Raw genomic sequence first — 21,716 nt, 5'->3', positions numbered from 1 at the left:
CGCCTCAGAGCCCGCCACTCTCCTTCATCCGCTCGATGATTTCGGCCATCAGCGCCAGGTCGCGGCGTGAATCGGCGAGGTCGGTCAACGGCTTTGTGCCTTCGGTGATGTGGCGGTGGAAAATCTCGAGTTCATTCGAGAAAGCATCGCCGTAGAGAGGCCCGAAGGTTTTCGTCACCGGGCCGAGCGGGCCAGCATCGGTGACCTCCAGCCGCGTCGGCAGGCTGCGGATGTAGGGCGTGTCGTAGATGATGCGCACGCGCCTGGTGTTGGAGCGCACCTCGATCATGGCGTCGAACAGGCCGAGATCGTCGACCACCGCGTCATACAGGCAAGCGAAATGGCCATAATCGAAAGTAATGCTGGTGTTGGCGCCGCCATTGGTGCGGTGCGCGGCCAGCACGCGTGCCGGCTCGCCGATCAGCCCGCGCATCGCCGAAATGTGGTGCGAGGAAAGCGCCGTCAGCCCGCGATAGGCGCGCACCAGATCGGCCGGCGCATCGGCGCCAACGGCGCAAGGCCAGTCCGATGCCTGGCGCGACAATCCGCCAACAGGGCTGCTGCCCGCCTGTGGTGTGCGGACTGCAGCCCCGGTTCGGGCGTTTTTCGATGTCAGGCATTGCTCCTCCCAGAGCGCCGGCTGATGCCATGCCGGCGTTTGCGCATGTTTTATAAAAAATTGACACGCGTCAAGATTTAAAATGTGCGTAGCGGTTTTGACTGTGCGCGCCCTGCGGGCATGACTGTCCTGCCGGCATGCGCTACAACCAAGGCGCGAAAAAAGTGCCGGCCTCAGGGAACCACTTGGGGGATGTCCGCGTTGGTCGCTACTTTTGTGCAGAGGGAGGTTTCGGGTGGGGCGTTTCGAAATCGTGGAAGAGCCAACGGGTACGTTTTCGATTTTCGACACAATCACGGAATTGCCGGCAACGGTCGAAGGGGGCGTTTGCATTGGGCTTTATCGACACGAAGTGGCGCTGGCGCTGCTTGCAGCGGTTGAAACGGTCCAGCCCGGCGATTTTTCGCTGCTGCCCTCCTTGTCGGTGTTGAACGACTGGCGGGCTCATCGAGACGATCTGCTGGCATGAGCAAAGCTGCCCGATGTCGCATCGAAAATCATACCGTATGGAAAATCACGCCCTGTTGTCGAAAGCGGCGGTGAGGCATGGAAAGCAAGGGGAGGTTGCAGTGCGTCGGGAGGTGAAGCGATGTCTGATCAGGACGAGCTGATCCGAGCTGCCATCGGACGGCTGCTCGCCGAGAAGACAGGCGCCACCGTCATATCGATGAGAGAGAGCATCACCGAGCTTCTGGCGCTGACCGGTGCCGCGCTGGATGAAAGACTGCAGGACCTGCTGCTGGAAATGGCCGAAGTCCGCGGCATGAGGGTCACTCTCGACGTTTAGGGGCGGGCGCGGACCGCCCCGAGGGTGGTGCGCCGCCTTATCCCTCTGTCCTGACGCAATTGCGGTTTCACACTTTTCCTGGAATTGCGCTAACGCTGCTCGATCAGCGTCTTCGCCGCGTCTTTCCCCGCCGAGAGGATGCGATCGGACAATTCCGTTCCGCCCACGGCGCGGGCCATTTGCAGCGTGCCGAGGAGCGTTGCAAAGACAGCCAGCGCCACGCCCTCCGGATCCCTGGCCCGCGGTAGCGCTTGCGCCAACTGGCGCACCAAAGCCAGCAGGTGGTCTGTATAGGCTTCACGCGTTTCAGACGGCTGACGGGCGAGTTCCGGCAGTAGCGCAGCTGACGCGCAGCCCTTTCCGGGATTGTCCCGGTGCTCGGCCGACAGATACGTGTCGATGGCCATCTCCACGCCCGAAGCCAATGCTTCCGCCAGTTGCTGCGCCTGAAGCTCCATCGCCGCCGCCACGCTTTCGCGGACAAGCTGCGCCTTGGATTGAAAGTGCGGATAGAAGGCGCCGTTCGTCAGCCCGGCGTCGCTCATGATGGTCGCCAGTCCGGACGCGGCTATGCCGTCGCCGCGAAAGCGTTCCGCTGCGACCTCCATGATCCGTCCGCGCGAGGCGTCCTTCCGACCCTTTTCGTAGCGCATGGCTGCTATTCCTTTCTGCTATTGCATTATGTTCATAATCTGATAGTATGACTGTAATGCAAATGGCTCGAAAAAGCTAGCCTGACGATTTTGGAGCGCGAAATGAATACAAATTCCGGAAAAACCGCTGTTGTGACAGGAGCCTCTTCAGGCATCGGCCGCGCCAGCGCCGAGTCCTTGGCGCGTGCGGGGTTCACTGTCTTCGGAACGAGCCGCCGCAAGGCCGACAATGGCCCGGGCGGGGTGACCATGCTGGCTTGCGACGTGACCGACAGTGAGGCCGTTGCCGCACTCGTTTCGACGGTGCTGTCGCAGACCGGCCGAATCGACCTCTTGGTCAACAATGCCGGCGTCGGCCAGCTTGGAGGCGCCGAGGAATTCTCGATTGTACAGGTGCAGGCCTTGTTCGACGTCAATCTGTTCGGCGTCATCCGCATGACCAATGCGATGTTGCCGTCGATGCGGCGGCGTGGCGAAGGGCGCATCGTCAATATCGGCTCGGTGCTCGGCCTGGTGCCGGCGCCGTATTCAGCGCACTATTCGGCGGTCAAGCACGCGCTCGAGGGCTATTCGGAATCGCTCGACCACGAAGTTCGTGCCTTCAATATCCGCGTCTCCGTCATCGAGCCGGCATTCGTTCGTACTGTCTTCGACCAGAACGGGATTCAGCCGGATTCTCTGTTGAAAGAATACGATCGGGCTCGAGCCGGGCTCGAAGCGCTGCTTCGCGATGTGATGCCTGTAGCCGACCGGCCGGAAGTGGTGGCGCAGGTGGTCGTCAAGGCGGCGACCGATGCCAATCCGCGACGGCGCTACACTGCCGGCAAAGCAGCGCGGCAGGTCAGCCTGTTGCGCCGCTTTGCCCCCGCAGGAGTATTCGACAAGAGCCTTCGCAAGCAGTTCCGCCTGCCGGTTTGAAGAACTGCGAGCAGAAGGTTTCACCCACATGCGACTAGCAACGACACAATTGCCCGAGCCCCACCAGATGGAGGTGCCAAGCATGACGCATAGATTCAATCAGTTGCCCCGCTCACGGGTATCGTTCCAGGATACGCCAACGCGCTCGGTGGATGTCGGCGGCACGGCGTTCGTCTACCGGGAGCTCGGCCCCAAGACCGGCGTACCGGTGATCCTGCTCAACCATCTCGGCGCTCAACTGGACAATTTTGATCCACGCATCGTCGATGGCCTCGCCGCGAACCGTCGAGTGATTGCCTTCGACAACAGGGGCATCGGTGCTTCGGGCGGCAAAACGCCGTCAAGCATTGCCGAGATGGCACGGGATGCTGTCGCCTTTGTCCGGGCGCTTGGGTTCGATCAAGTCGATCTCTTCGGTTTCTCACTTGGCGGCTTCGTGGCGCAGGAGATCGTACTGACCGAGCCCACGCTTGGGCGCAAGCTAATCCTGGCCGGCACCGGGCCGGCCGGTGGCGAAGGCATCGACAAGGTGACGCCGTTGACGATCGTCGACATGATCAAGGGGGCGCTTACTCTTCGGGATCCGAAATACTATCTCTTCTTCACAAGGACGGCGAATGGGCGCCGCGCCGCAAAGGCGTTCCTGCAGCGGCTGACGGAGCGCCAGGCCGATCGCGATAAGCCGGTGTCGCTGAGCGCGTTCGGCGCGCAACTCCGGGCGGTGAAGGCTTATGGACTGCAGGCGCCGCAAGATTTGAGTGTCATCCGCATCCCCGCGCTGATCGCAAACGGCGATCACGACAGGATGGTGCCCAGTGGCAACACCCACGATCTCGCCCGCCGCATTCCGGGGGCGCAATTGGTGATCTATCCGGATGCCGGCCATGGCGGGGTGTTCCAGCACCACGCGGATTTCGTTCCGAAAGCGTCGGCCTTTCTCGAGGCCTGACACCTTTCATCGGGGCGGTTTCGTCCCGGAACATCAACAATCTCTCAGAAAGTCACTGCCATGAAGGCATTCGTCGTCGACAAATACAGCAAGAACGGCACTCTGCGGCTGGCCGAAATGCCGGAGCCGACACTCGGGGACAGCGATGTCCTCGTCGAGGTCCACGCCGCGGCGGTGAACCTGCTCGATTCCAAGGTCAAAACCGGAGAGTTCAAGCTTATCCTGCCCTATCGCCGGCCCTTCATTCTGGGTCACGACGTGGCCGGGAGGGTTGTCCGCGTGGGATCGAAAGTCCGCACATTCAAACTTGGCGACGACGTCTATGCGCGGCCGCGCGATGGCCGGATCGGTACGTTCGCCGAGTTCATAGCCATGGATGAAGCCGACGTGGCCCTGAAGCCCGGGAACCTCAGCATGGAGGAGGCGGCCTCGATCCCGCTGGTCGGCCTGACCGCCTGGCAGGCGCTCATCGAAAGGGCCAACCTGAAGAAGGGACAGAAGATCTTCATTCAAGCCGGCTCCGGCGGCGTGGGGACATTCGCCATCCAACTGGCGAAGCATCTCGGCGCGACCGTCGCGACCACGGCGAGCGCGGCGAGTGCCGGTCTGGTCAAGGGACTCGGCGCCGATGTCGCCGTCGACTACAGGAAAGACGATTTCGAGAAAATCCTTTCGGGCTACGACGTCGTCTTGAACAGCCAGGACGCCAAGACACTTGAAAAATCACTGAATGTGCTGAAACCGGGTGGCAAGCTCATCTCCATCTCCGGCCCACCGGATCCGGAATTCGCCAGGGAAAAGGGACTGAACGTGGTGCTGAGGCTGGTGCTGCGCCTGCTGAGTCGCGGTATTCGAGTGAAAGCCAAGCGGCGTGGCGTGACGTTCTCGTTCCTTTTCATGTGGGCGCAGGGCGAGCAGCTGAGCAAGATCGCATCGCTCATCGAATCCGGCGCGATCCGCCCGGTCGTCGACCGGATATTTCCCTTCGAGGCGACCAATGAGGCGCTGGCCTATGTCGAAACAGGACGCGCCAAGGGCAAGGTCGTCGTCAAGGTCAGATAGCAACTCAGCTGCGATAGAGGTCAGCCGCGCCGGGCTGCGTCGATCGCCGCGACGTCGATCTTCGTCATCTCCATCATCGCATCAAAGGCGCGTTTGGCTTCCTCGCCGCCGGCCGCCATGGCCTCGGTCAGCGTGCGCGGCGTGATTTGCCAGGACACGCCCCATTTGTCCTTGCACCAGCCGCACACGCTCTCCTGGCCGCCATTGCCGACGATGGCGTTCCAGTAGCGGTCGGTTTCCTGCTGATCGTCGGTGGCGATCTGGAACGAGAAGGCCTCGCTCTGCTTGAATGTGGAGCCGCCGTTCAATCCGATGCAGGGAATGCCGGCAACGGTAAATTCGACCGTCAACACGTCGCCTTTCTTGCCGGACGGAAAGTCGCTCGGCGCACGGTGAACGGCGCCCACGCTGGTGTCGGGAAAGGTCTCTGCGTAGAAGCGCGCCGCAGCCTCGGCGTCCTTGTCGAACCAGAGGCAAATCGTGTTCTTTGGCATCTTTGGCATTGCGTGTTCCTTTCGGGGTCGGAGTTGATCTGTCAGCCCAGAAGATTGCGTGCCGTGCGCATGAAGATCCTCGACCCGATCGGGATCAGGTCGTCGGGAAAGTCATAGTCGGGATTGTGCAAGGCAGGGTGCCGCTCGCCTGCACCGAGGAAGAACATCGCCGACGAAGCACTGTGGCCGAACAGGCCGAAATCTTCCGAGGCGCGCATCGGCAGGGCCTCTTCGCCGTGCGATATGCCCTCTTCATCGAGCGCGCGCCGCAGATGCTCCACCGCGTCCGGCGCGTTGACGCTGGCGACGAAGATCTCGTGATAGTCCCAGCGGGCGGAAAGGCGATGCTCGCCCGCGATCCTGGCGACCAGTGCTTCGGCAGCAACGCACAGGTTTGCCATGCGCTCATCACGCCGGGTGCGCAGCGTTGCCCACACCTCGGCGTGAGCCGGCGCGATGCCGAACACGGCTTCGCCCATCGCGGCGTGGGTGACGGTGACCATTGAGAAGTCGTCATCGGCGAAGGTTCCGCGCCCGAGCGCCGGCAGCGCCGGCATCAGCTCACTGATCGCCAGCATTGGCGAGATGCCGGTCTCCGGCATGGACGAATGGGCGGTCTTGCCCTCCAGCATGATGCGCATGCCGCGTGAAGCACAGTTGACCACGCCGGGCTTGAGCCGCACCTCGCCGAACGGCACGCCAGGCAGGTTGTGCAGCGAGAAAGCGAAATCCGGCGCGATCTCGCCGAAGCGGGGATCGGCGACGACGCCAGCCGCACCATTGCCGGTTTCCTCCGCCGGCTGGAACATCAGCACGATGCGGCCGCTTGCAGGCCGCTCGCGCCCCAACTGCCGGCCGAGGGATGCCAGGATCGCGGTGTGTCCGTCATGGCCACACATATGCGACTTGCCCGGCACGTGGGACGAATGCGGCACGCCTGAGAGCTCTTCGATAGGCAAGGCATCGAGTTCCGAGCGGAACAGCACCGTCGGCCCCGCTTTGCCGCTGTCATATATGGCCGCTACGCCGTGCCCGCCGAGCTGTGTCAGCACCTTGTCCGGTCCCGTGTCGGCGAGGAAGGCGACGACCTCCTTTGCCGTCTTCTCCTCTTCATTCGAGATTTCCGGATTCTGGTGCAGCTGGCGCCTCCACGCCGTCAACTCGACGATGTCTCGATTGGTCAGAGTCATGCTTTTTCAGCCTCCGCTGCATTCTTCATCGACACGTCCGTCACAGGGGGTGTCAAACGCAATGATGAATTGCTAGCGATAAAGGGCAGTTCCCGCCACAGTCCAAGTTTCAGGCTTCGGCAGGCCAGAAACGACCGTTCTCCCAGCCCTTGCCGCCTATTGATTGATCTCGGGCTCGACGAGCTTTGCCAGATTTCTGAGTGACTCCTGCCAGCCGAGATAGCAGGCCTCGACCGGAATGACGTCTGGAATGCCGGCCTGGGTGATGTCGATTTCTGTGCCGACCGACACTTTTTTCAAGACCACGGTCACCCGTATCTCGCCGGGCAGGTTGGGATCATCGAACCTGTCGGTGTAGAGCAGGCGCTCGCCCGGAACGAGTTCGAGATACTCGCCGCCGAAGGAGTGGCTGTCACCGGTGGTGAAATTGCGGAACGACATCTTGAACGTGCCTCCGACCTTTGCCTCGAAATTATGGACCGTGCAGGTGAAGCCGTTTGGCGGAAGCCACTTGGCCAGCGCGTCCGCTTCAACGAAGGCGCGATAGACCTTTTCCGGGCTGGTCGTCAGAACGCGGTGCAAACGTACGGTGCCGGGCATATGCTGGATCCTTTCATAAATGCCTGTTCGATACCCCAAGGACGAACAAGGCGTAACCAGTCCGACATTGGTTTGCGAATTTTTTCGACGGGATGCGGCCTGCCTGCGCCGCGGGCATGCCGTTCGACCCCGCACCTATCAACACGAAGCTCGGGCGGCCGTTCGCGCCGATCGGTAAAACCGCGCCTGAACAACAAGATGGCTCAGGAACCCGATTTAGCAGGTGAACGCCAGCTTCAGAGCCGGTGCGGTTCGTCCGCCGCCTCCAGCGCGTCTTTGCCGCCCACGTGCCGATCATTAGAATTTGCATCAGATCAGAGTTGATTTCCTATCAGGCCGTTAATGCGGCCATGCTGTTAATCAGCATTTGCTAATGAGTCTTTCGAACCTGAGGCAAGCAATGACCAAGAATCTCGGCAATGCACGCTATACGCCGGCGAAAGACCAGCAGGCCTCCCTTCTAGGCAGGGCCGCGCCAGCGCTGTTTCCGCTGGTCGTGGCGGCACTGGGCTACATGATTGGCAAGCAGTTCTTCGGTATCTAGGCGCGAAAATCCGTCTCCTGTGAAAAGGCAGATCAGGCGTCGATCTCGGCAACCACCTCTGCCCTGGCCTCCGCGGAACGGATACGCTCGCTGGCCAGCAGCACGACGGGGCAGGTAACGACGTCGAGCACCGCCGTCGCGGTATCGCCGAAGAACAGCTCTTCGCCCGGCCTTTGCGTGACACCCATCACCACCATGGCAGCGCCCTTGGCCACCTCCCTGGCGATCGCCTTGTCCGGCGTGGCGCGGGTGCGGATGGCAGTGTCAACCTGCACGCCATAACGAACCGCCAGATCGGCAATGTCTTTCAGCATGGCTTCCTCGCGCCGATGCGAGACGGAGGTGGTCTTGCCGCCTTGCCGTGCCGCCTGCGACACATAGAGCACCTTGACCCGCGCCCGGTGCGGGCGCGCCAGCGCCAGGGCCAGATCGGCGGCGCGGCGTGACACTTCGGTGCCGTTGACGGGAACCAGTATGGTGGTTCCGGTCCTCAGCACCGGCATCTTGCCGGTGGATCTGGCGCCGTTCAGCACCAGGCATAGCGGGCCGTCGAACCCTTCGGTGATGTCGTTCAGCGCCGGTGTGAACGACCCCTTCGCCGTGAACGCATTTTCCAGGCCGAGCAGCAGCAAACCGTAGCCCTTGCGGGCTTCCTCGGCGATCGTCGCGGCGGTGGCCTCGGATTCGGTGCGGGTGGTCAGATGGACTTTCTCGACCAGGGTGTCCTCGGCCTTGCTGACGGCCTTGGCGCTTTTCTGCGCACCCTTCTTCACTTCCCGCTCGGACCGCTCCGGGCCCTTGTCGCGGGTCGGGCTGGCGAGCTTGCCGTCCTTGAGATGGAGCAGGGTGGTCGGCATGCCGCTACCGCCGCCAACCAGTCCGGCGAGATAGGCGGTGAACTTGCCGGCCGGGCTGTCGTCGACCAGCAGCAACAGCCGCTCCAGCTTCGAGACGAAGCCGCGTTCGTCGAGCAGCTCGCGCTCGACGCGCTGCTTCTCGCCATCGGCGACGGGCAGGCGGCCGAGCGCCCAGCGCAACATTGGCGGCATGGCGAGCGTGGTGATCACGGCCATGGTGACGATCATGGTGAAGAGGTTGTGGGAGAGGATGTTCATCGACAGGCCGATGCTGGCGACGATGACCTCCGTCGAGCCGCGCGCGTTCATGGCGCTGCCGACGGCGGTCGCCTCCTTCAGCGACATGCCGGCCAACCGACCGCCGATAAAGGCGCCGCCGAACTTGCCGACACTGGCAATCGCCACCAGGGCCAGCGTCAGCAGCGCCAAGGTCGGATCGGTGAGCACGGTGAGGTCGGCCGACAAGCCGGCCATGCCGAAGAAGACCGGCATGAAGAGTGCCGTGATGACGCCGCGCAACTGGCCCTCGATGTGGGCGGAAAGGATTGGCGATTCGCCGACCAGGATGCCGGCAACGAAGGCGCCGAGCACGGTGTGGACGCCGATCAGATTGGTGATCAGGGCCATCACGCCCATGATGATGAGGATGACTGATATAACGGCGTATTCGCTGCGGAAAGAGTCGTTGCTCCAGCGGATCAGCGTGAACACCAGACGGCGGCCGATGGTGAAGGAGAACACCATGAACAGCGCCACCTCGGCGACCGTGGTGATTAGCGGCAAAATCTGCAGGCTGCCATTGGTGGCGATACCGAAGGTGACGGCGATGACGAGCCAGCCGATCGTGTCCTCGATGATCGCCGAGGAGATGATGACCTGACCGAGATTGCGGCGCATGAAATTCATCTCGCGCACCACCATGGCGACGATCTTGACCGACGAGATCGACAGTGCCGTACCGAGGAACAGCCCGGCGACGATGCGCTGCGTCGGATCGGGCAGCAACGTATCAGGCAGGAACTGCGCCAGCGCGAAGCCGCAACCGAAGGGCACGACGACGCCGGTGATCGAAATCGAAAAACAGGCCGCACCCACCCGGCGCACCAGCCGCAGGTCTGTCTCCATGCCGGTCAACAACAGAAGCAGCAGAATGCCGAGCTGCGAGACGGCGTCGATCATGCTTTTCTGCGCCGGATCGGTCGAGAAGATCAGGTGCTGCGCCTCGGGCCACAGCCAGCCAAACAGGGAAGGGCCAAGCAGGATGCCACCGATCAACTGACCCATGATCGCCGGCTGGCCGAAGCGTTGCAAGATCTCACCCAGGCCGCGGCCGACCAGAAGCAGCAAGACGATCTCGGCGACGAACAGCCCCTCCGCCGAGCCGCCCATGCCAGAGGCGTGGCCGACCGGCTGCGCGGCGAAGGCATTGCCTGCCGACGCCAAGCCGAATATGGCCAGCGCAATGCTGCGTGACGTCGTTGCCGATCGACAGGTCATGGATTCCCTCAAAACGCCTCGGCGGACTGACCATCACAACGCGCGGGCGGCCATTTGCGTTGCAGCCGCCTGTCGCCAGACATCGACGTCAAACATGGACGTCGCCGAAGGAAAGTTCGCCGTCGTCGCCGGCCGCGAAGAAGGCAAAGGCGAGCAGCCCGACATAGAAAGCCGCCACAAAGAACACGATCGCCACACCGGGAATCGGGCCTAGGGCAGCGCTGTCGATGGCCTCGCGAAGCGAGCCGACAAAGCCGGTCCTGACACCTGAGGCCTGAAGGCTGGGGGTTGATATCTTCAGCACCCAGGCCAGCAGCAGGATCAGGAAGAGATAGAGGTAATTTCGCCGCAGGCGGCGCGCCAGCGCGACACGTTGCGACAGCAGGAATTTCGGCGCGCGCAGGCCTTCGCCGACGATGAGCAGCCAATCCGAGGCGAAGTCGGGTTGCGGAGAGAAGATCTGCGCGAAATAGTGGCGCTCGAACTGACGCACGCGAGCCCGATAGAAATCGAAGAACCGATAGCGGCGCGCCTCGATCCACAGCAGCAGCAGGATGAGCAGCATGGCGAACAGCAGCACGCCGTGATGCGCACTGGCTGTCGACAGCGACACAGAAAGCAGCGCCGCCACTACGGTGATCGCCCAGTTGGTCGTCCTGTCGAGCCGATCGCGCCATCCCGCCATGCGCGCGATCTCGGCACGGTGAAAATGCGACAGCGTGTTCACGCGCTCCGTCGATGAAAGGACGGGGCCCGCGGGCTTTGCCGACGCATCGTTCATGATATCCTCCGGCGAAGACTAGAACAGTTTGCCGGCAACATTGTTCCCTGTCGCGTCGCGTCGCGCGGAGCGGAATCGGCCGGTCGACCTATGTCGGCTGCACGGCCCCTTGAGAATCCTCCGGCCTTCGGCAACATGGCGGTGGGGCTGGGAGCGTGAGGATGAGCAAGGCCATTTCCGCCGCATCGTTGAGGACTCCGCGAAAAGCGCCGATGGCGCTGACCGAGGCGCTGGTCGCCCGCACCATGCGCGTGGTCGAGGATGCCGGGCCGACGCCGGGCATGGTTCACATGACCGATGCCGACTATGCGCGCATCCGCGACGAGGTGCTGGCCGGCGCTCCGGCCGGGCCGCTGAAACTATTTGCCTATGGCTCGCTGCTGTGGAAGCCCGCCGGCGAGGTGAGGGGCGGAGAACGCGCAGTGGCCAGCGGCTGGCATCGTTCGTTCTGCTTCACGGTGCAGCGTTTTCGCGGCACGGTCGAGCAGCCCGGCTTGATGATGGCGCTCGATCGCGGCGGCCAGTGCCAGGGCATGGTGTTCGAGATCGCGGAGCCGGTGGCGGCTAACCTCGAAGCGCTGCTGCGCCGCGAAATGACCATCCTGCCCGCCGTCAACGTGCCGCGCTGGCTGCAGGTCAGGACCGAAGGCGGCCCATGTCGCGCGCTCGGCTTCGTCGTCGATCCCGCCAATCCGCGTTATGCCGGCAAGCTCGACAAGCAGGCGATCGCGGCGACGCTGGTGACAGCCGTCGGTCATTGGGGCTCGGGCGCGCAATATCTTTTCGAGACGATCCGCCACCTCGAAGCCTGCGGCATCCGCGACCGCAATCTGTGGCGATTGCAGGAAATGGTGGCCGAGGAGATCGGGCTGACCATCGCCCAGAAGTGATCCGCTCAGACGCGGCACGATTCAGTCGTGTTTGGCCCCGGATGCTTGCAGGCCACGGCACCTTGCGAAGCAAATCTCTGATTTCGGAAGTCTCCGCAGTGAGGATTTAATGAATTGAAAACAGTTCTGGCCCAACGATGACCTGAACACCGGCGCAGGACACGGTGCGCGTGGGCACATCATGAAATCCTCGACCGGAGAGCATTATCCAGCGCTGGATCATATTCGTGGCCTGGCGGCCTTTCTAGTCTTTAGCTGGCATTTCCTTCATGCTTCTCCTGAAGGCCCCGTGCCTTATGACTTCGTGCCGGCTCTTCCCATCTTCAGCGTTCTGGATGAAGGCCATACTGGCGTTTCCCTGTTCATGGCCCTTTCCGGCTACCTGTTCGCCAAGCTGCTCCATGGAAAACAGATCAATTATCTGCCCTTCTTTGCCAACAGGGCACTCAGGCTGCTTCCGCTACTGCTGGTTGTGATATGGATCGAGGCTTGCCGCAGGTACCTGGCCGGCCAGTCCCTCGACGGGTATTTCACGGGCGTCGGCTTGGGGGTTCTTCTTCCCACCCTTTCGAATGGAGGCTGGTCGATAACGATCGAAGCGCACTTCTACCTGTTGCTGCCGTTTTTGCTGATGGCATCCAGGCGGTTTGTGTTTGCCCCCTTGCTGTTCATCGCGGCAGCCATTGTGCTGAGGTCCGTCCTCTATGTGCAGATGGGCGAAGTGCAGTCAGCGGCGTCCGTCACCATCATAGGCCATGCGGATCAGTTCCTGGCCGGCATTCTTGCCTTCCAACTGCGTGCCTACGCGAAGAACCAGCACTGGTTGGCGCTGGCCGTCCTCACGGCCTTTTCGGGGGTCTTCTGGTGGTTCGATGCAGCCGGGGGATTTTACCACCTGGGCCGTTATCCGTCGCCTCATTGGATATGGATCATCCTGCCAACCCTGGAGGCGGCAGCCTATTCATTCGGCATCGCCTACTACGACACGAGCTTTTCGAGAAAGCGAACAAGCGCGCCGTTCAGGATATTGGAGAAGGCGGGGGCCTACAGCTATTCGATCTACCTTCTGCACCTGTTCTTCGTCATGCAATGGGCGGCGTTCATAGATACGAATATTATGAGCATCAGCAATTTCTACGTCGCATGTCTCTGGTCCGCATTGTGCTTCGTGGCGACGATCCCGATCGGTTACCTCAGCTACACCTGCGTCGAGGCGCCATTCCTGCGCCTGCGAATGCGCTATGTGGACCAAAAGCCCGGAACCGCGGCATCGATCGCGACCGAGATTGGATCGGTCATCGCCGATACACCGACCTCGCTCACCCGTCCCTGAGCCACACCAGCATTTCGCCGGGTTCGCGGTTGTCCCAGGCGAAATAGGGAATGGCGGTCAGGCGCGTCTCGGCGGTGGCCGGCGGCTCGGGCCTGTAGAGCCCGTCCTGCCAGCCGTCGGAGACATCGGCAAGCGCCGCGGTCGACAGCGTCACCACGCCGCCGAGAAGTTCCGGACGGTGCTGCGCTTCGATGGTGGCCGTCCGCGGCAGCGTCAGGCGATGCGGCTGGCCGTCATTGTCTGATGCCTCGACGCAATAGATCAGCGGGCCGCGTGACAGCGCGACGCGGCCGGCATCCTGGCGCACCTGCGGGTTGGCATAGAGCCGCTCGATCGGCATTTCGAGATCGAGCCGGACATTGTCGCCCTTTTTCCATGTCCGCTTGATCGCGGCGTAGCCGTCGCTGGTGATTTCAGCCAGCGTGATGGCCTCGCCGTTTACCTTCAACCCGGCACTGGCGCTCCAGGCGGGAATGCGCAGGTGCAAGGTGAATTCGACCGGCGCCTGCGGTTCGAGCGTGATCTCGACGGCGCCGTCCCAGGGATACCTGCTCGCCTGGGTCAAGCTGACCGGAACGCCCGATATGTCGAAACGGGCGATCGAGTCGCCATAGAGATGAACGGCCAGCGCATCATCGGCCAGGCTGTAGAAATAGCTGCCGATCGAGGCGACCATGCGCCCGATATTGGGCGGGCAGCAGGGGCAGCGATGCCATTTCCACCTGTTGTGCTTGCCGCGGCTTTCCAGCGGGTTTTCATAGAAGAACAGTGAACCGTCGAGCGACAGGCCCGAGATTGAGCCATTGTAGAGCGCGCGCTCCATCATATCGGCGTAGCGGGCGTTCGGCCCCATGCCGAGCATGCGGCTGGCCCAGAACACCAGCCCGACGGCGGCGCAGGTTTCGGCATAGGCGCTCTCGTTGGGCAGGTCATAGTCGCTGGTGAACCCCTCATTGTGCGCTGACGGCCCCAGTCCGCCGGTGATGTAGAGGCTCTTGGTGGTGAGATCGTCCCACAGAAGGTCGAGTGCTGCTCGCAGCGTATCGTCGCCATATTCGGTCGCGATGTCGGCCATGCCGGAATAGAGGTACATCGCCCTCACCGCATGGCCGACGACCTTGTCCTGTTCTCGCACCGGGATGTGCGACTGGCTGTATTCATAGGTCTTGAAATGATAGGCCTTCGGGTCGGCGCCGCGGGCGCGAGCCTCCTCGTCGAAATAATGCGGCTGCTGACCGCGCTGATCGATGAAGTATCTGGCCAGCTCCATATATTTCCGCTCGCCGGTCACCCGTGCCAGCTTGACCAGCGCCAGCTCGATCTCCTCGTGGCCGCAATAGCCCTTCTTCTGGCCGGGCTCGGGGCCAAGCACCGACGCGATGTGGTCGGCATAGCGGCACATGATATCGAGCAGCTTGCGTTTTCCCGTCGCCTGGTAGTAGGCGACCGCGCCCTCGATCAGGTGGCCGGCGCAATAGAGCTCGTGGCAGTCGCGCAGATTGGTCCAGCGCTTGCCGGGCTGGATGCGCTGATACCAGCTGGAGAGATAGCCGTCTTCCTGCTGCAGCCTGCCATACATGTCGATGACGGCATCGATCTTCTTCTCCAGTTCGGGATTCTTGCGCCGGTAGAGCGAATAGGCTGCGGTCTCGATCGTCTTGCCGAGATCGGAATCCCAGAACATCTGCGTGGTCACCGTCGATCCGGTGAATTCCGCGCCCTGGCGGTCGGCTTCGTCGGGAGAGGGCGAGTGGAAGGGGATGACTATGCCGGGCGAGGGGCGGTCCGGATCGATCTGCTCCAGCATGCGGGCCTCGACGCAGCGCTCGTAGAGGATGTCGGCGGTGCGCGTGGCCACAGCGTCGGCGCGGTCGCCCCAGAAGCCGTGCACATCGACCTGCGGCACCGGCAGCGGGCGGAAGGCGAGCTTTGACTTGGCCGATTTTGTGGATGGCGCCGATTTTGTGGATGGCGATGCGGTCATGAACTTACTCCATTCTATTTGACGGCCCCGGCCATCAGGCCGCGGATGTAGAAGCGCTGCAGCGCCAGGAACAGGATGAGGCAAGGCACCATCATCACGGTGACGCCCGCCTGCACCGCGCCCCAGTCGATGGCGCCGAAGCGGCCCGACTGCAGTGCGGTCATCATCACCGGAAGCGTGAACTTGGATTGATCGGTCATCAGCACGAGAGCGGCGAGGAATTCGTTCCAGGCGCCGAGGAAGGCAAACAGGGCGATGGTGACGACGCCCGGCCAGACCAGCGGCAGCATCACCTTCAAAAGCATGGTGAGATTGCTGGCGCCGTCCATGCGAGCGGCCTCCTCGATCTCGCGCGGCACCGCGTCGAAGGCGTTGCGCATCATGAAGATCGAGAACGGCAGTTGCAGCGTCACATAGACGCCGACCAGGCCGGTCAGCGTGTTGTGCAGGCCAAGCTTGGTCAGCACCAGGAAGATCGGCGTCAGGATCGACTGGAACGGGATCATGATCGTCGACAGGATGAGGATGAAGAACAGGTCCTTGAACGGAAACCGGAACCGCGAAAAGCCGTAGCCGGCCAGCACGCTGACGGCGACCGACAGCACCACCGTCATCACCGAGACATAGATGCTGTTTTGCGCCGAGACCCACAGCCCGTCGCCGAAGCTGTTGAGCGTGGCATAGTTCTCCAGCGAGAAGCCTGATGTCGGCCAGGGCGGCAGCGGCGGCTGGCGTGCTTCGGCCGCCGGCTTGAACGCCGACAGCACCGCCCACACGATCGGCGCGGCAAACAGCACCGAGGCGATGATGCCGGTCGAATGCTCGCCGATGCGGGCGAGGAGCTTGCGGTTACGGGATGCGGCCTGCGCCATCAGTCGAGGCCCTCCGGTTTGCGCAACAGCCAAAGCTGGACGAGGCTGAGCGCCACGAGGACGACGAGCAGCACCATGGAGAGCGCCGCGCCATAGCCTAGCTTGAACGACACGAAGGACTGGTTGAAGATCCAGTAGACCGCCGTCAGCGTCTGGTTGCGCGGGCCGCCTCGCAGGATGATGTAGAACTGGTCGAAGGCGAGGATCGAGCCGGCGACGGACAGGATCAGCGCCAGCGCCAGCGTACGGCGCATCAGCGGCAGGGTGATCGCCCTGAACCTGGCGAAAGGCCCGGCACCGTCGATGACGGCCGCCTCCTGCAGATCCTGCGGGATCGATTGCAGGCCGGCCATCAGGATGATCATGGTGAAGCCGGCGACCTTCCAGACGACCATGACGATGATCGACCAGAAGGCCGGCTGGAAGGTGGCCAGAAGGTTGAACTTCCTGTCGATCAAGCCGAGGTCATAGGCGGCCGGGCTGAACAGGCCGGAATCGACGTTCAACAGCCATGACCAGAGCAGGCTGGCCGAGGCGAACCCGACAACCGCCGGCATGAAGAACATGGTCCGGTAGAGATTGGTCAGCGGCCGCGGCCGTTCGACGAACAGCGCCAGAGGGAAGGCGACCACAAAGATCGCGATGGTGACGATCACAGTGTAGTAGCCAGTGAAGCGCAGCGCGTTCCAGAACCTGATGTCGCGCAGGATGGCGACATAATTGCCGAGGCCGATAAAGCTGTGCTCGCCCATCAGCGGCCAGTTGTGCAGCGACATCCACGCCGTCATGCCGAGCGGGATCAGGAAAAAGACGACGACCAGCGCGACGGCCGGCGCGACATAAAGCAGGCCGATCCATTGTTGGCGGCTGGCGACCTTACGGGCGCGGGGCGGGGCAGGGGTTGCTGCGGTTGTGATAGAGCTCATGCCGTGCCTGTTCTTCCGTCGGATACAGTTGGCCGCCCACCCCCCCCCTTTTCGGGAGGGTAACGAACGCGCCGGCCACCCACCCAGGGAGACGGGCGGGTGGCCGGGTAGGCGGCCGCTACTTCTGCGGCGCCTGGTCGATGATCGACTGCATCGTCTCTTGTGCGTTGGCTATGGCACCGTCGACATCGTCGCCGAAGAAGACCTCGTTGATCATCTGCGTCCACGGCCCGTTGGCGGAGTTGATCAGATCGTTGAACACCACCGAATAGGGTGTCTTGCCCTTGGCCATGGCCTCGGCGGCGACCTGGTAGCGCGGATCGAGATCCTTCAGCGCCTCCTTGGCGATGTCGCCGCGCACCGGCAGGCTGCCGTATTTGGCAAGGATTGTCTGGCCTTCAAGCGAATAGGCGAAGTCAAGGAACTCCTTCACCACGGGCAGTTTCGTGGTGCCCTTGGTGACGACGAAATTGTCGCCGCCGGCAAAGGACGACCAGCCGCTGTCCTTGCCCGGCAGAAAGGTGACGCCGTAGTCGATATCGGGATACTGGGTGTTGAGCGCGCCGATGGCGAAGGCGCCGGACGGCGAGATGCCGATATTGCCGGCGGCAAATGCCGCAAAGAAGTTGGCGCCGGTATCGGTCTGCGCGCCCGCCGGAACCAGATCCTTCTTGACCATCGAGCGGTAGAGATCGATGGCGCCGCGCAGCTGCGGGCTGTCCAGCGTCGCTTTCGAACCGTCCTCCGAGAGGATGTCGCCGCCCGACGCCCAGATCAGGGGCGTGAAGGTGAAGATGTTGCAGCCGCCGCAATTGCCGGAGAAGTAGAAGCCCTTGATGTTGCCGCCGAGCGCGTTGACCTTCTCGGCATCGGCCGCGATCTCGGCCCAGCTGACAGGGCCTTTTTCGGGGTCGAGGCCGGCCTGCTTGAACAGCTTCTTGTTCCAGATCAGCACCGAGGCGTCGGCGGAGAAGGGCAGGCCGTAAATGTGGTCCTTGTAGGTGCCGGTTTTCACATGCGCCGGCGACAGGCTGGTAAAATAGGGCAGGGACTTGGCCCAGTCGGTGATGTCCTCCAGCTGGCCGGCGGCGGCGAAGGAGGGCGTGTAGATCAGGTCGAGCGACAGCGCGTCGGGCGCCGTGCCGCCGGCGGCAGCGGCACCGTATTTCGGGATGATCTCGGCATTGGGAATGATGTCGAGCTTGACCTGGTTGGTGTGCGCCTTGTTGTAGGCATCGACGATTCTCGGCATGAAATTCGAGCCGTCGGCGCGCACCCAGATGTTGGCGGTCTCGGCAGCGGCAGTGCCCAGACCGCCACCCAGAACGGCAGCGGCCAGGGCCAGTTTGGCAATCAGGTTCCTCATGTTCTCCTCCTCCAAGGTTGGCCGCGATCCGCGGCTTGGCGCCGATTGCGCGGCGCTTCGTTTTCAGCCACCCGGTGGATGGCCGCATGACTGCCGCACCACCAGCCGGCACGGCAGTTTTCGAATGCCCGGCGCGGCGGGCTTGCCGCCGACCAGCGAAAGCAGGGTCAACCCGGCCTCGCGCCCGAGCGCGACCAGGTTCATGTCGACAGAGGTCAGTGGCGGGCGCGTCGCCTCGGCCACGATCTCCCAATTGTCGAAGCCGATGACGCCGACATCCCTGGGTACGTCGAGGCCGCGTTCGCGCAGAGCATCGATGACGCCGCGCGCGATCTGGTCGTTGCCGCAGAAGACCGCATCCGGCCTTTCGCTTTTGCCGTCGAACAGTTGCGCAACCGCCTGGTGGCCCCAGGCTTCCGACCAGGGGCCGAGCAGCGGCTCGCTGACCGTGAGGCCGTTTTCGACGAGTACGTCGCGGTAAGCCTGTGCGCGCGCGTGCACCACGGCAAAGCTCGCCGGCCCGGTGACGTGGGCGATGCGCTTGCGGCCAAGCCGGCAGAAATGCTCGACGGCCAGCCGGGCGCCGCCAACATCGTCCGAGACAAAGGCGACGGCGTCGGGGTCGGGCTGCGTGAAGGCATAGATCACCGGGACGCGCAGATTGGAGAGGTCGACAGGCAGGTGGCGATCGATGCGCTTGCCGGTGGCGATGATGCCGTCGACGCGCTTGTCGAGCATGGCGTCGACATGCATCTGGCCCAGCCGCGGATCCTCCTCGACATTGCACAGGAACACCGAGACGCCATTGTCGACCAGCGCGTCCGAAATGCCCGACATCAGCGGCAGCGAGAAGCGGCCATAGGTATCGTTGGTGAGCAGGCCGACGGTGAAGCTGCGGCGCCGGAGCAGGCTTTGCGCCAGGCTGTTCGGCCGGAAGCCAAGCCGCCGGGCGGTCTCGCGAATGCGTTCGCGCGTCTCGGCTGTCATCCGGCCCTGGCTGTTGAGCGCTTTGGATGCGGTGGCGACGCTGACCCCGGCCTGCGCGGCCACGTCACGCAAGGTGACTGGCTTGGAAAAGACCGGAGCAGGCAGATCGTCCGATGGCATCGCGCCGAGAGTCCCTTAGTTGGGAAAAGGTTTTCTCTTGCCGACCTGAATGAGGCCCGGCAGGTGGCCGGGTCCGATCGAAATCGCTTGAGAAAACCTTTTCTCAGCTGAAGCTAGGCCAGATTGGATCGCCGTTCAAGGGAAAAAGTTGATTGGGCCTCGGCTCCTCTTCCTCCGAATGCAACGCGGGGTAAAGCAGTGCAGGCAGCATAGCTCAGGGGAAGAGCGCCAGTCGCAGTGCTGGAGGCCCTCGGTCGAGACGGGGCGGGCTGCCGCCTGAGGCGTGAAGGATCGCGGCGCGCGCGGAAAGCGAGGTCCGGCAAAGGGTTGGCGCGGCCGGGCTGCAAATCTGGCCGCCACATGTGCTGGCGGACGCTCTGAAGATCGTGCCGAAAATTCTGAACAATCCCTCGGGATTAACCTTTCCGTAAATATTAGGCCGCTACTTCAACAGCCATGGCCTCGTGGCGGAGCGGCTACGCTGGAGACGGCAAATCTCTGAAGCCTCGGTTCGATCCCGAGGCGAGGCCTCCAAAATTTCGCGTCGAGCTGCAGTCCCAATCTGCCCCAAGGGCAGTCCCCACGAATAGATTTGTGCGTTACGAAGGCGGTGCGGACGGCCGTTAAAGCGTCTTGTCTTGCATTTGGCATGCCGGCACTCGCGAAAAGAGTGCTATGGAAGGGAGCCGAGCGTTCTTGCTTCGCTTTTCCCTGACATTCGAGGCCTTTCGTGCGTGAACCGTCGCTGCTGCCTGTCTTTGGAAAACTGGGCCTCAAGGTCCCTGTCGCCTTCGCGGCGGCGCGGGTCCGGTCGGCGGGTGTCGTGTCGCGCCTGCGGGAGTTTCTGGCGCGCATGGCGGCATGGTGCTGAAACTGTCGATCATCGCCTGGACGGCGCTGATCCTGGGCGCCGTGTTTTTCATGATGCAGGGCTGACCGGGATGGCCAACCGCTACACGCTGCGCATGGAGCTTCCCCAGAGCTGGAGCATCATCGATGTCTTCACCGGCCAGCCTGCGGTGGTCCGGCAAAAGGTGATGGTCGGGATGGGGCCGCGCGAGGCCGAAGACATGGTCGTGCAGATGAATGTCCGCGATGTCAAACGCCGCGAACGGGCCGAGCGCAAGACCTGATCACGGTCAGCGCCAACTCGCCGCCGTTTCAGCCGAAATCGGCCGCCGTCAGCACATACATGCTCCTGTGGGTGCGGTCGTAGGCCTTCGACGCCACCTCGCGGATGGCGCTGCTCTCGGTGTCGAATGTCTGGAGATAACCGGCTTCATCGGCAGCAGTGCCCGGCCGCATCTTGGCCATCGCGTCAGCGGCAACGGAAAACGAGATCTGGAACATGCCGTCATGGCCGACGAAACGAATGCGCTGGCCCGCTTCGTCATAGCTGCGGCTGCGGTTGGGGAAGGTGAGGGTCATGTCTTGGCCTCCGTGACTTTCTTGGTCACCCGCTTTTTCTTGGGCGTCGGATTGAGGGCCTCGGCGACACGGTCGGCCTCTTCCTTGGCCAGCCGAAGCTCCCTCAGCCTTGCCGTCTTGATCTCCCTGGCTCTTGCCTCGGACATATATTCGGCGGTCGCCTTGTTTTTCTCCGCTGTCTTCTTCTGCTTGTCGACAAAGCGGGCTTCAGCTTTTTCCATGATCGTCTGATTGCCTTCAGCCATCGAAGAAATCTCCCTTGTGCCTGAAATCGTGAAAGTGAACTTGTCCGATAAATAGGCACTCGATCGGCAAAATTCAATCTTTTGAATTATTTGACATTCTGCGGATATCACGAAACGGCCAGCCAAAATAATACTTTTGAATATTTATTGTGGTCCGCGAATAATTTTTGGCACTCCTATCTATCGAGTGCCAACGCGTCTATAGAGGACGGGCGTGGCCGCCTGTGCCGGCCCCAGAAAGAAAGTTCCCATGAAATTTCGGCCACTCCACGACCGCGTCGTCATTCGTCGCGCCGAAGGCGATATCAAATCCAAGGGCGGGATCATCATCCCCGACACTGCCAAGGAAAAGCCGCAGGAGGGCGAAGTCATCGCTGTCGGCCCTGGCGCACGCGACGAAAACGGCGCGCTTGTTCCGCTCGACGTCAAGGCCGGCGACTTCATCCTGTTCGGCAAATGGTCGGGCACCGAGGTCAAGATCGACGGCGAGGACCTTCTGATCATGAAGGAAGCCGACATCATGGGCATTATCGACAAGGGCGAGACGGCCGCAACCGACAAGACCGTGGCCGCCAAGAAAGCTGCCTGACCTCATTTTCTCCGAACGAACTGGA

The 21,716-nt window shown here is 62.5% G+C and carries 25 protein-coding genes and 1 tRNA gene; 12 read left to right on the top strand and 14 right to left on the bottom strand.

What is annotated here, in order from left to right; translation table 11 throughout:
* Window positions 1-4: 4 nt before the first annotated feature.
* The gene (locus EOA16_RS04895) at window positions 5-544 is read right to left on the bottom strand and encodes a hypothetical protein (protein WP_245455853.1); all 540 of its coding nucleotides are present in this window, start codon (window positions 542-544) and stop codon (window positions 5-7) included.
* Window positions 545-854: 310 nt separating this feature from the next.
* Between EOA16_RS04895 and EOA16_RS04890 the strand changes: the two genes are divergently transcribed.
* Both EOA16_RS04890 and EOA16_RS04885 read left to right on the top strand, forming a co-directional pair.
* A complete protein-coding gene (locus EOA16_RS04890) occupies window positions 855-1,088 on the top strand; it encodes a hypothetical protein (RefSeq protein WP_127255979.1) in 234 nt (77 codons plus the stop codon).
* Between the two features lie 120 nt (window positions 1,089-1,208).
* Window positions 1,209-1,406: a hypothetical protein gene (locus EOA16_RS04885; protein ID WP_127255977.1), complete on the top strand. Its 198-nt coding sequence runs from the start codon at window positions 1,209-1,211 to the stop codon at window positions 1,404-1,406.
* Window positions 1,407-1,495: 89 nt separating this feature from the next.
* Here the strand turns inward: EOA16_RS04885 and EOA16_RS04880 are convergent, their stop codons facing one another.
* Entirely contained in the window at window positions 1,496-2,059 is a 564-nt protein-coding gene (locus EOA16_RS04880) for a TetR/AcrR family transcriptional regulator (RefSeq protein ID WP_127255976.1), read from the bottom strand.
* Window positions 2,060-2,161: 102 nt separating this feature from the next.
* Between EOA16_RS04880 and EOA16_RS04875 the strand changes: the two genes are divergently transcribed.
* From EOA16_RS04875 to EOA16_RS04865, 3 genes are all read left to right on the top strand, one after another.
* Window positions 2,162-2,977 (top strand): oxidoreductase, encoded by an 816-nt coding sequence (locus EOA16_RS04875; RefSeq protein ID WP_127255974.1) that lies wholly within the window; start codon window positions 2,162-2,164, stop codon window positions 2,975-2,977.
* 82 nt (window positions 2,978-3,059) lie between these two features.
* Entirely contained in the window at window positions 3,060-3,926 is an 867-nt protein-coding gene (locus tag EOA16_RS04870; RefSeq protein WP_127255972.1) for an alpha/beta hydrolase, read from the top strand.
* 60 nt (window positions 3,927-3,986) lie between these two features.
* Window positions 3,987-4,988, top strand: a complete 1,002-nt coding sequence (locus tag EOA16_RS04865) for an NADP-dependent oxidoreductase (RefSeq protein ID WP_127255971.1) — start codon at window positions 3,987-3,989, stop codon at window positions 4,986-4,988.
* Between the two features lie 20 nt (window positions 4,989-5,008).
* On the opposite strand, the gene EOA16_RS04860 is transcribed toward EOA16_RS04865, so the two are convergent.
* The 3 genes from EOA16_RS04860 to EOA16_RS04850 form a co-directional block, all read right to left on the bottom strand.
* Window positions 5,009-5,482, bottom strand: coding sequence for a VOC family protein (locus EOA16_RS04860; protein WP_164754126.1), 474 nt, complete (start codon window positions 5,480-5,482; stop codon window positions 5,009-5,011).
* A gap of 41 nt (window positions 5,483-5,523) precedes the next feature.
* The gene (locus tag EOA16_RS04855) at window positions 5,524-6,672 is read right to left on the bottom strand and encodes an amidohydrolase (RefSeq protein ID WP_127255967.1); all 1,149 of its coding nucleotides are present in this window, start codon (window positions 6,670-6,672) and stop codon (window positions 5,524-5,526) included.
* A gap of 156 nt (window positions 6,673-6,828) precedes the next feature.
* Window positions 6,829-7,272, bottom strand: a complete 444-nt coding sequence (locus EOA16_RS04850; protein WP_023809353.1) for an SRPBCC family protein — start codon at window positions 7,270-7,272, stop codon at window positions 6,829-6,831.
* Between the two features lie 400 nt (window positions 7,273-7,672).
* On the opposite strand from EOA16_RS04850, the gene EOA16_RS04845 reads away from it, so the two are divergent.
* Entirely contained in the window at window positions 7,673-7,816 is a 144-nt protein-coding gene (locus EOA16_RS04845; RefSeq protein ID WP_127255965.1) for a hypothetical protein, read from the top strand.
* A gap of 32 nt (window positions 7,817-7,848) precedes the next feature.
* On the opposite strand, the gene EOA16_RS04840 is transcribed toward EOA16_RS04845, so the two are convergent.
* Both EOA16_RS04840 and EOA16_RS04835 read right to left on the bottom strand, forming a co-directional pair.
* A complete protein-coding gene (locus EOA16_RS04840; RefSeq protein ID WP_245455852.1) occupies window positions 7,849-10,170 on the bottom strand; it encodes a cation:proton antiporter in 2,322 nt (773 codons plus the stop codon).
* A gap of 88 nt (window positions 10,171-10,258) precedes the next feature.
* On the bottom strand, window positions 10,259-10,951 hold the full coding sequence (locus EOA16_RS04835) for a DUF2270 domain-containing protein (RefSeq protein WP_127255963.1): 693 nt from the start codon (window positions 10,949-10,951) through the stop codon (window positions 10,259-10,261).
* A 161-nt stretch (window positions 10,952-11,112) separates the two neighbouring features.
* On the opposite strand from EOA16_RS04835, the gene EOA16_RS04830 reads away from it, so the two are divergent.
* Complete coding sequence (locus EOA16_RS04830) at window positions 11,113-11,841, top strand: gamma-glutamylcyclotransferase (RefSeq protein ID WP_127255961.1); 729 nt, start codon at window positions 11,113-11,115, stop codon at window positions 11,839-11,841.
* Window positions 11,842-12,022: 181 nt separating this feature from the next.
* On the top strand, window positions 12,023-13,174 hold the full coding sequence (locus EOA16_RS04825; protein ID WP_127255959.1) for an acyltransferase: 1,152 nt from the start codon (window positions 12,023-12,025) through the stop codon (window positions 13,172-13,174).
* Here EOA16_RS04825 and EOA16_RS04820 read toward each other — a convergent pair.
* The 5 genes from EOA16_RS04820 to EOA16_RS04800 all read right to left on the bottom strand — a co-directional run bounded on the left by EOA16_RS04820 (window position 13,161) and on the right by EOA16_RS04800 (window position 19,429).
* Window positions 13,161-15,158, bottom strand: coding sequence for a glycoside hydrolase family 127 protein (locus EOA16_RS04820; protein WP_127255958.1), 1,998 nt, complete (start codon window positions 15,156-15,158; stop codon window positions 13,161-13,163). The genes EOA16_RS04825 and EOA16_RS04820 overlap by 14 nt on opposite strands.
* Before the next feature lie 14 nt (window positions 15,159-15,172).
* On the bottom strand, window positions 15,173-16,030 hold the full coding sequence (locus tag EOA16_RS04815) for a carbohydrate ABC transporter permease (protein WP_127255956.1): 858 nt from the start codon (window positions 16,028-16,030) through the stop codon (window positions 15,173-15,175).
* The gene (locus EOA16_RS04810; protein WP_127255954.1) at window positions 16,030-16,956 is read right to left on the bottom strand and encodes a sugar ABC transporter permease; all 927 of its coding nucleotides are present in this window, start codon (window positions 16,954-16,956) and stop codon (window positions 16,030-16,032) included. The genes EOA16_RS04815 and EOA16_RS04810 overlap by 1 nt, the downstream gene beginning before the upstream one ends.
* Window positions 16,957-17,074: 118 nt before the next feature.
* Window positions 17,075-18,322, bottom strand: a complete 1,248-nt coding sequence (locus EOA16_RS04805) for a sugar ABC transporter substrate-binding protein (RefSeq protein ID WP_127255952.1) — start codon at window positions 18,320-18,322, stop codon at window positions 17,075-17,077.
* 63 nt (window positions 18,323-18,385) lie between these two features.
* A complete protein-coding gene (locus EOA16_RS04800) occupies window positions 18,386-19,429 on the bottom strand; it encodes a LacI family DNA-binding transcriptional regulator (protein WP_127255950.1) in 1,044 nt (347 codons plus the stop codon).
* Window positions 19,430-19,887: 458 nt separating this feature from the next.
* On the opposite strand from EOA16_RS04800, the gene EOA16_RS32535 reads away from it, so the two are divergent.
* The 3 genes from EOA16_RS32535 to EOA16_RS04790 all read left to right on the top strand — a co-directional run bounded on the left by EOA16_RS32535 (window position 19,888) and on the right by EOA16_RS04790 (window position 20,562).
* Window positions 19,888-19,963 (top strand) — tRNA-Cys (locus EOA16_RS32535).
* A gap of 196 nt (window positions 19,964-20,159) precedes the next feature.
* Window positions 20,160-20,300, top strand: a complete 141-nt coding sequence (locus EOA16_RS04795; RefSeq protein WP_245455851.1) for a hypothetical protein — start codon at window positions 20,160-20,162, stop codon at window positions 20,298-20,300.
* A gap of 70 nt (window positions 20,301-20,370) precedes the next feature.
* Window positions 20,371-20,562 carry a hypothetical protein gene (locus EOA16_RS04790; protein ID WP_024503908.1) on the top strand — a complete coding sequence of 64 codons (192 nt, stop codon included), beginning with the start codon at window positions 20,371-20,373 and terminating at the stop codon, window positions 20,560-20,562.
* 28 nt (window positions 20,563-20,590) lie between these two features.
* Here the strand turns inward: EOA16_RS04790 and EOA16_RS04785 are convergent, their stop codons facing one another.
* On the bottom strand, window positions 20,591-20,857 hold the full coding sequence (locus EOA16_RS04785) for a DUF1488 domain-containing protein (RefSeq protein ID WP_127255948.1): 267 nt from the start codon (window positions 20,855-20,857) through the stop codon (window positions 20,591-20,593).
* Window positions 20,854-21,102: a hypothetical protein gene (locus EOA16_RS04780; protein WP_013530532.1), complete on the bottom strand. Its 249-nt coding sequence runs from the start codon at window positions 21,100-21,102 to the stop codon at window positions 20,854-20,856. Before EOA16_RS04780 ends, EOA16_RS04785 begins: the two co-directional genes overlap by 4 nt.
* A 250-nt stretch (window positions 21,103-21,352) precedes the next feature.
* On the opposite strand from EOA16_RS04780, the gene EOA16_RS04775 reads away from it, so the two are divergent.
* Window positions 21,353-21,691 (top strand): co-chaperone GroES, encoded by a 339-nt coding sequence (locus EOA16_RS04775; RefSeq protein ID WP_127255946.1) that lies wholly within the window; start codon window positions 21,353-21,355, stop codon window positions 21,689-21,691.
* The last annotated feature ends 25 nt before the right edge of the window (window positions 21,692-21,716 follow it).

It is taken from the genome of Mesorhizobium sp. M7A.F.Ca.US.008.03.1.1, from assembly GCF_003997495.1.
Lineage (GTDB): Bacteria > Pseudomonadota > Alphaproteobacteria > Rhizobiales > Rhizobiaceae > Mesorhizobium.
This window is presented reverse-complemented; position numbering and strand designations above follow the sequence as displayed.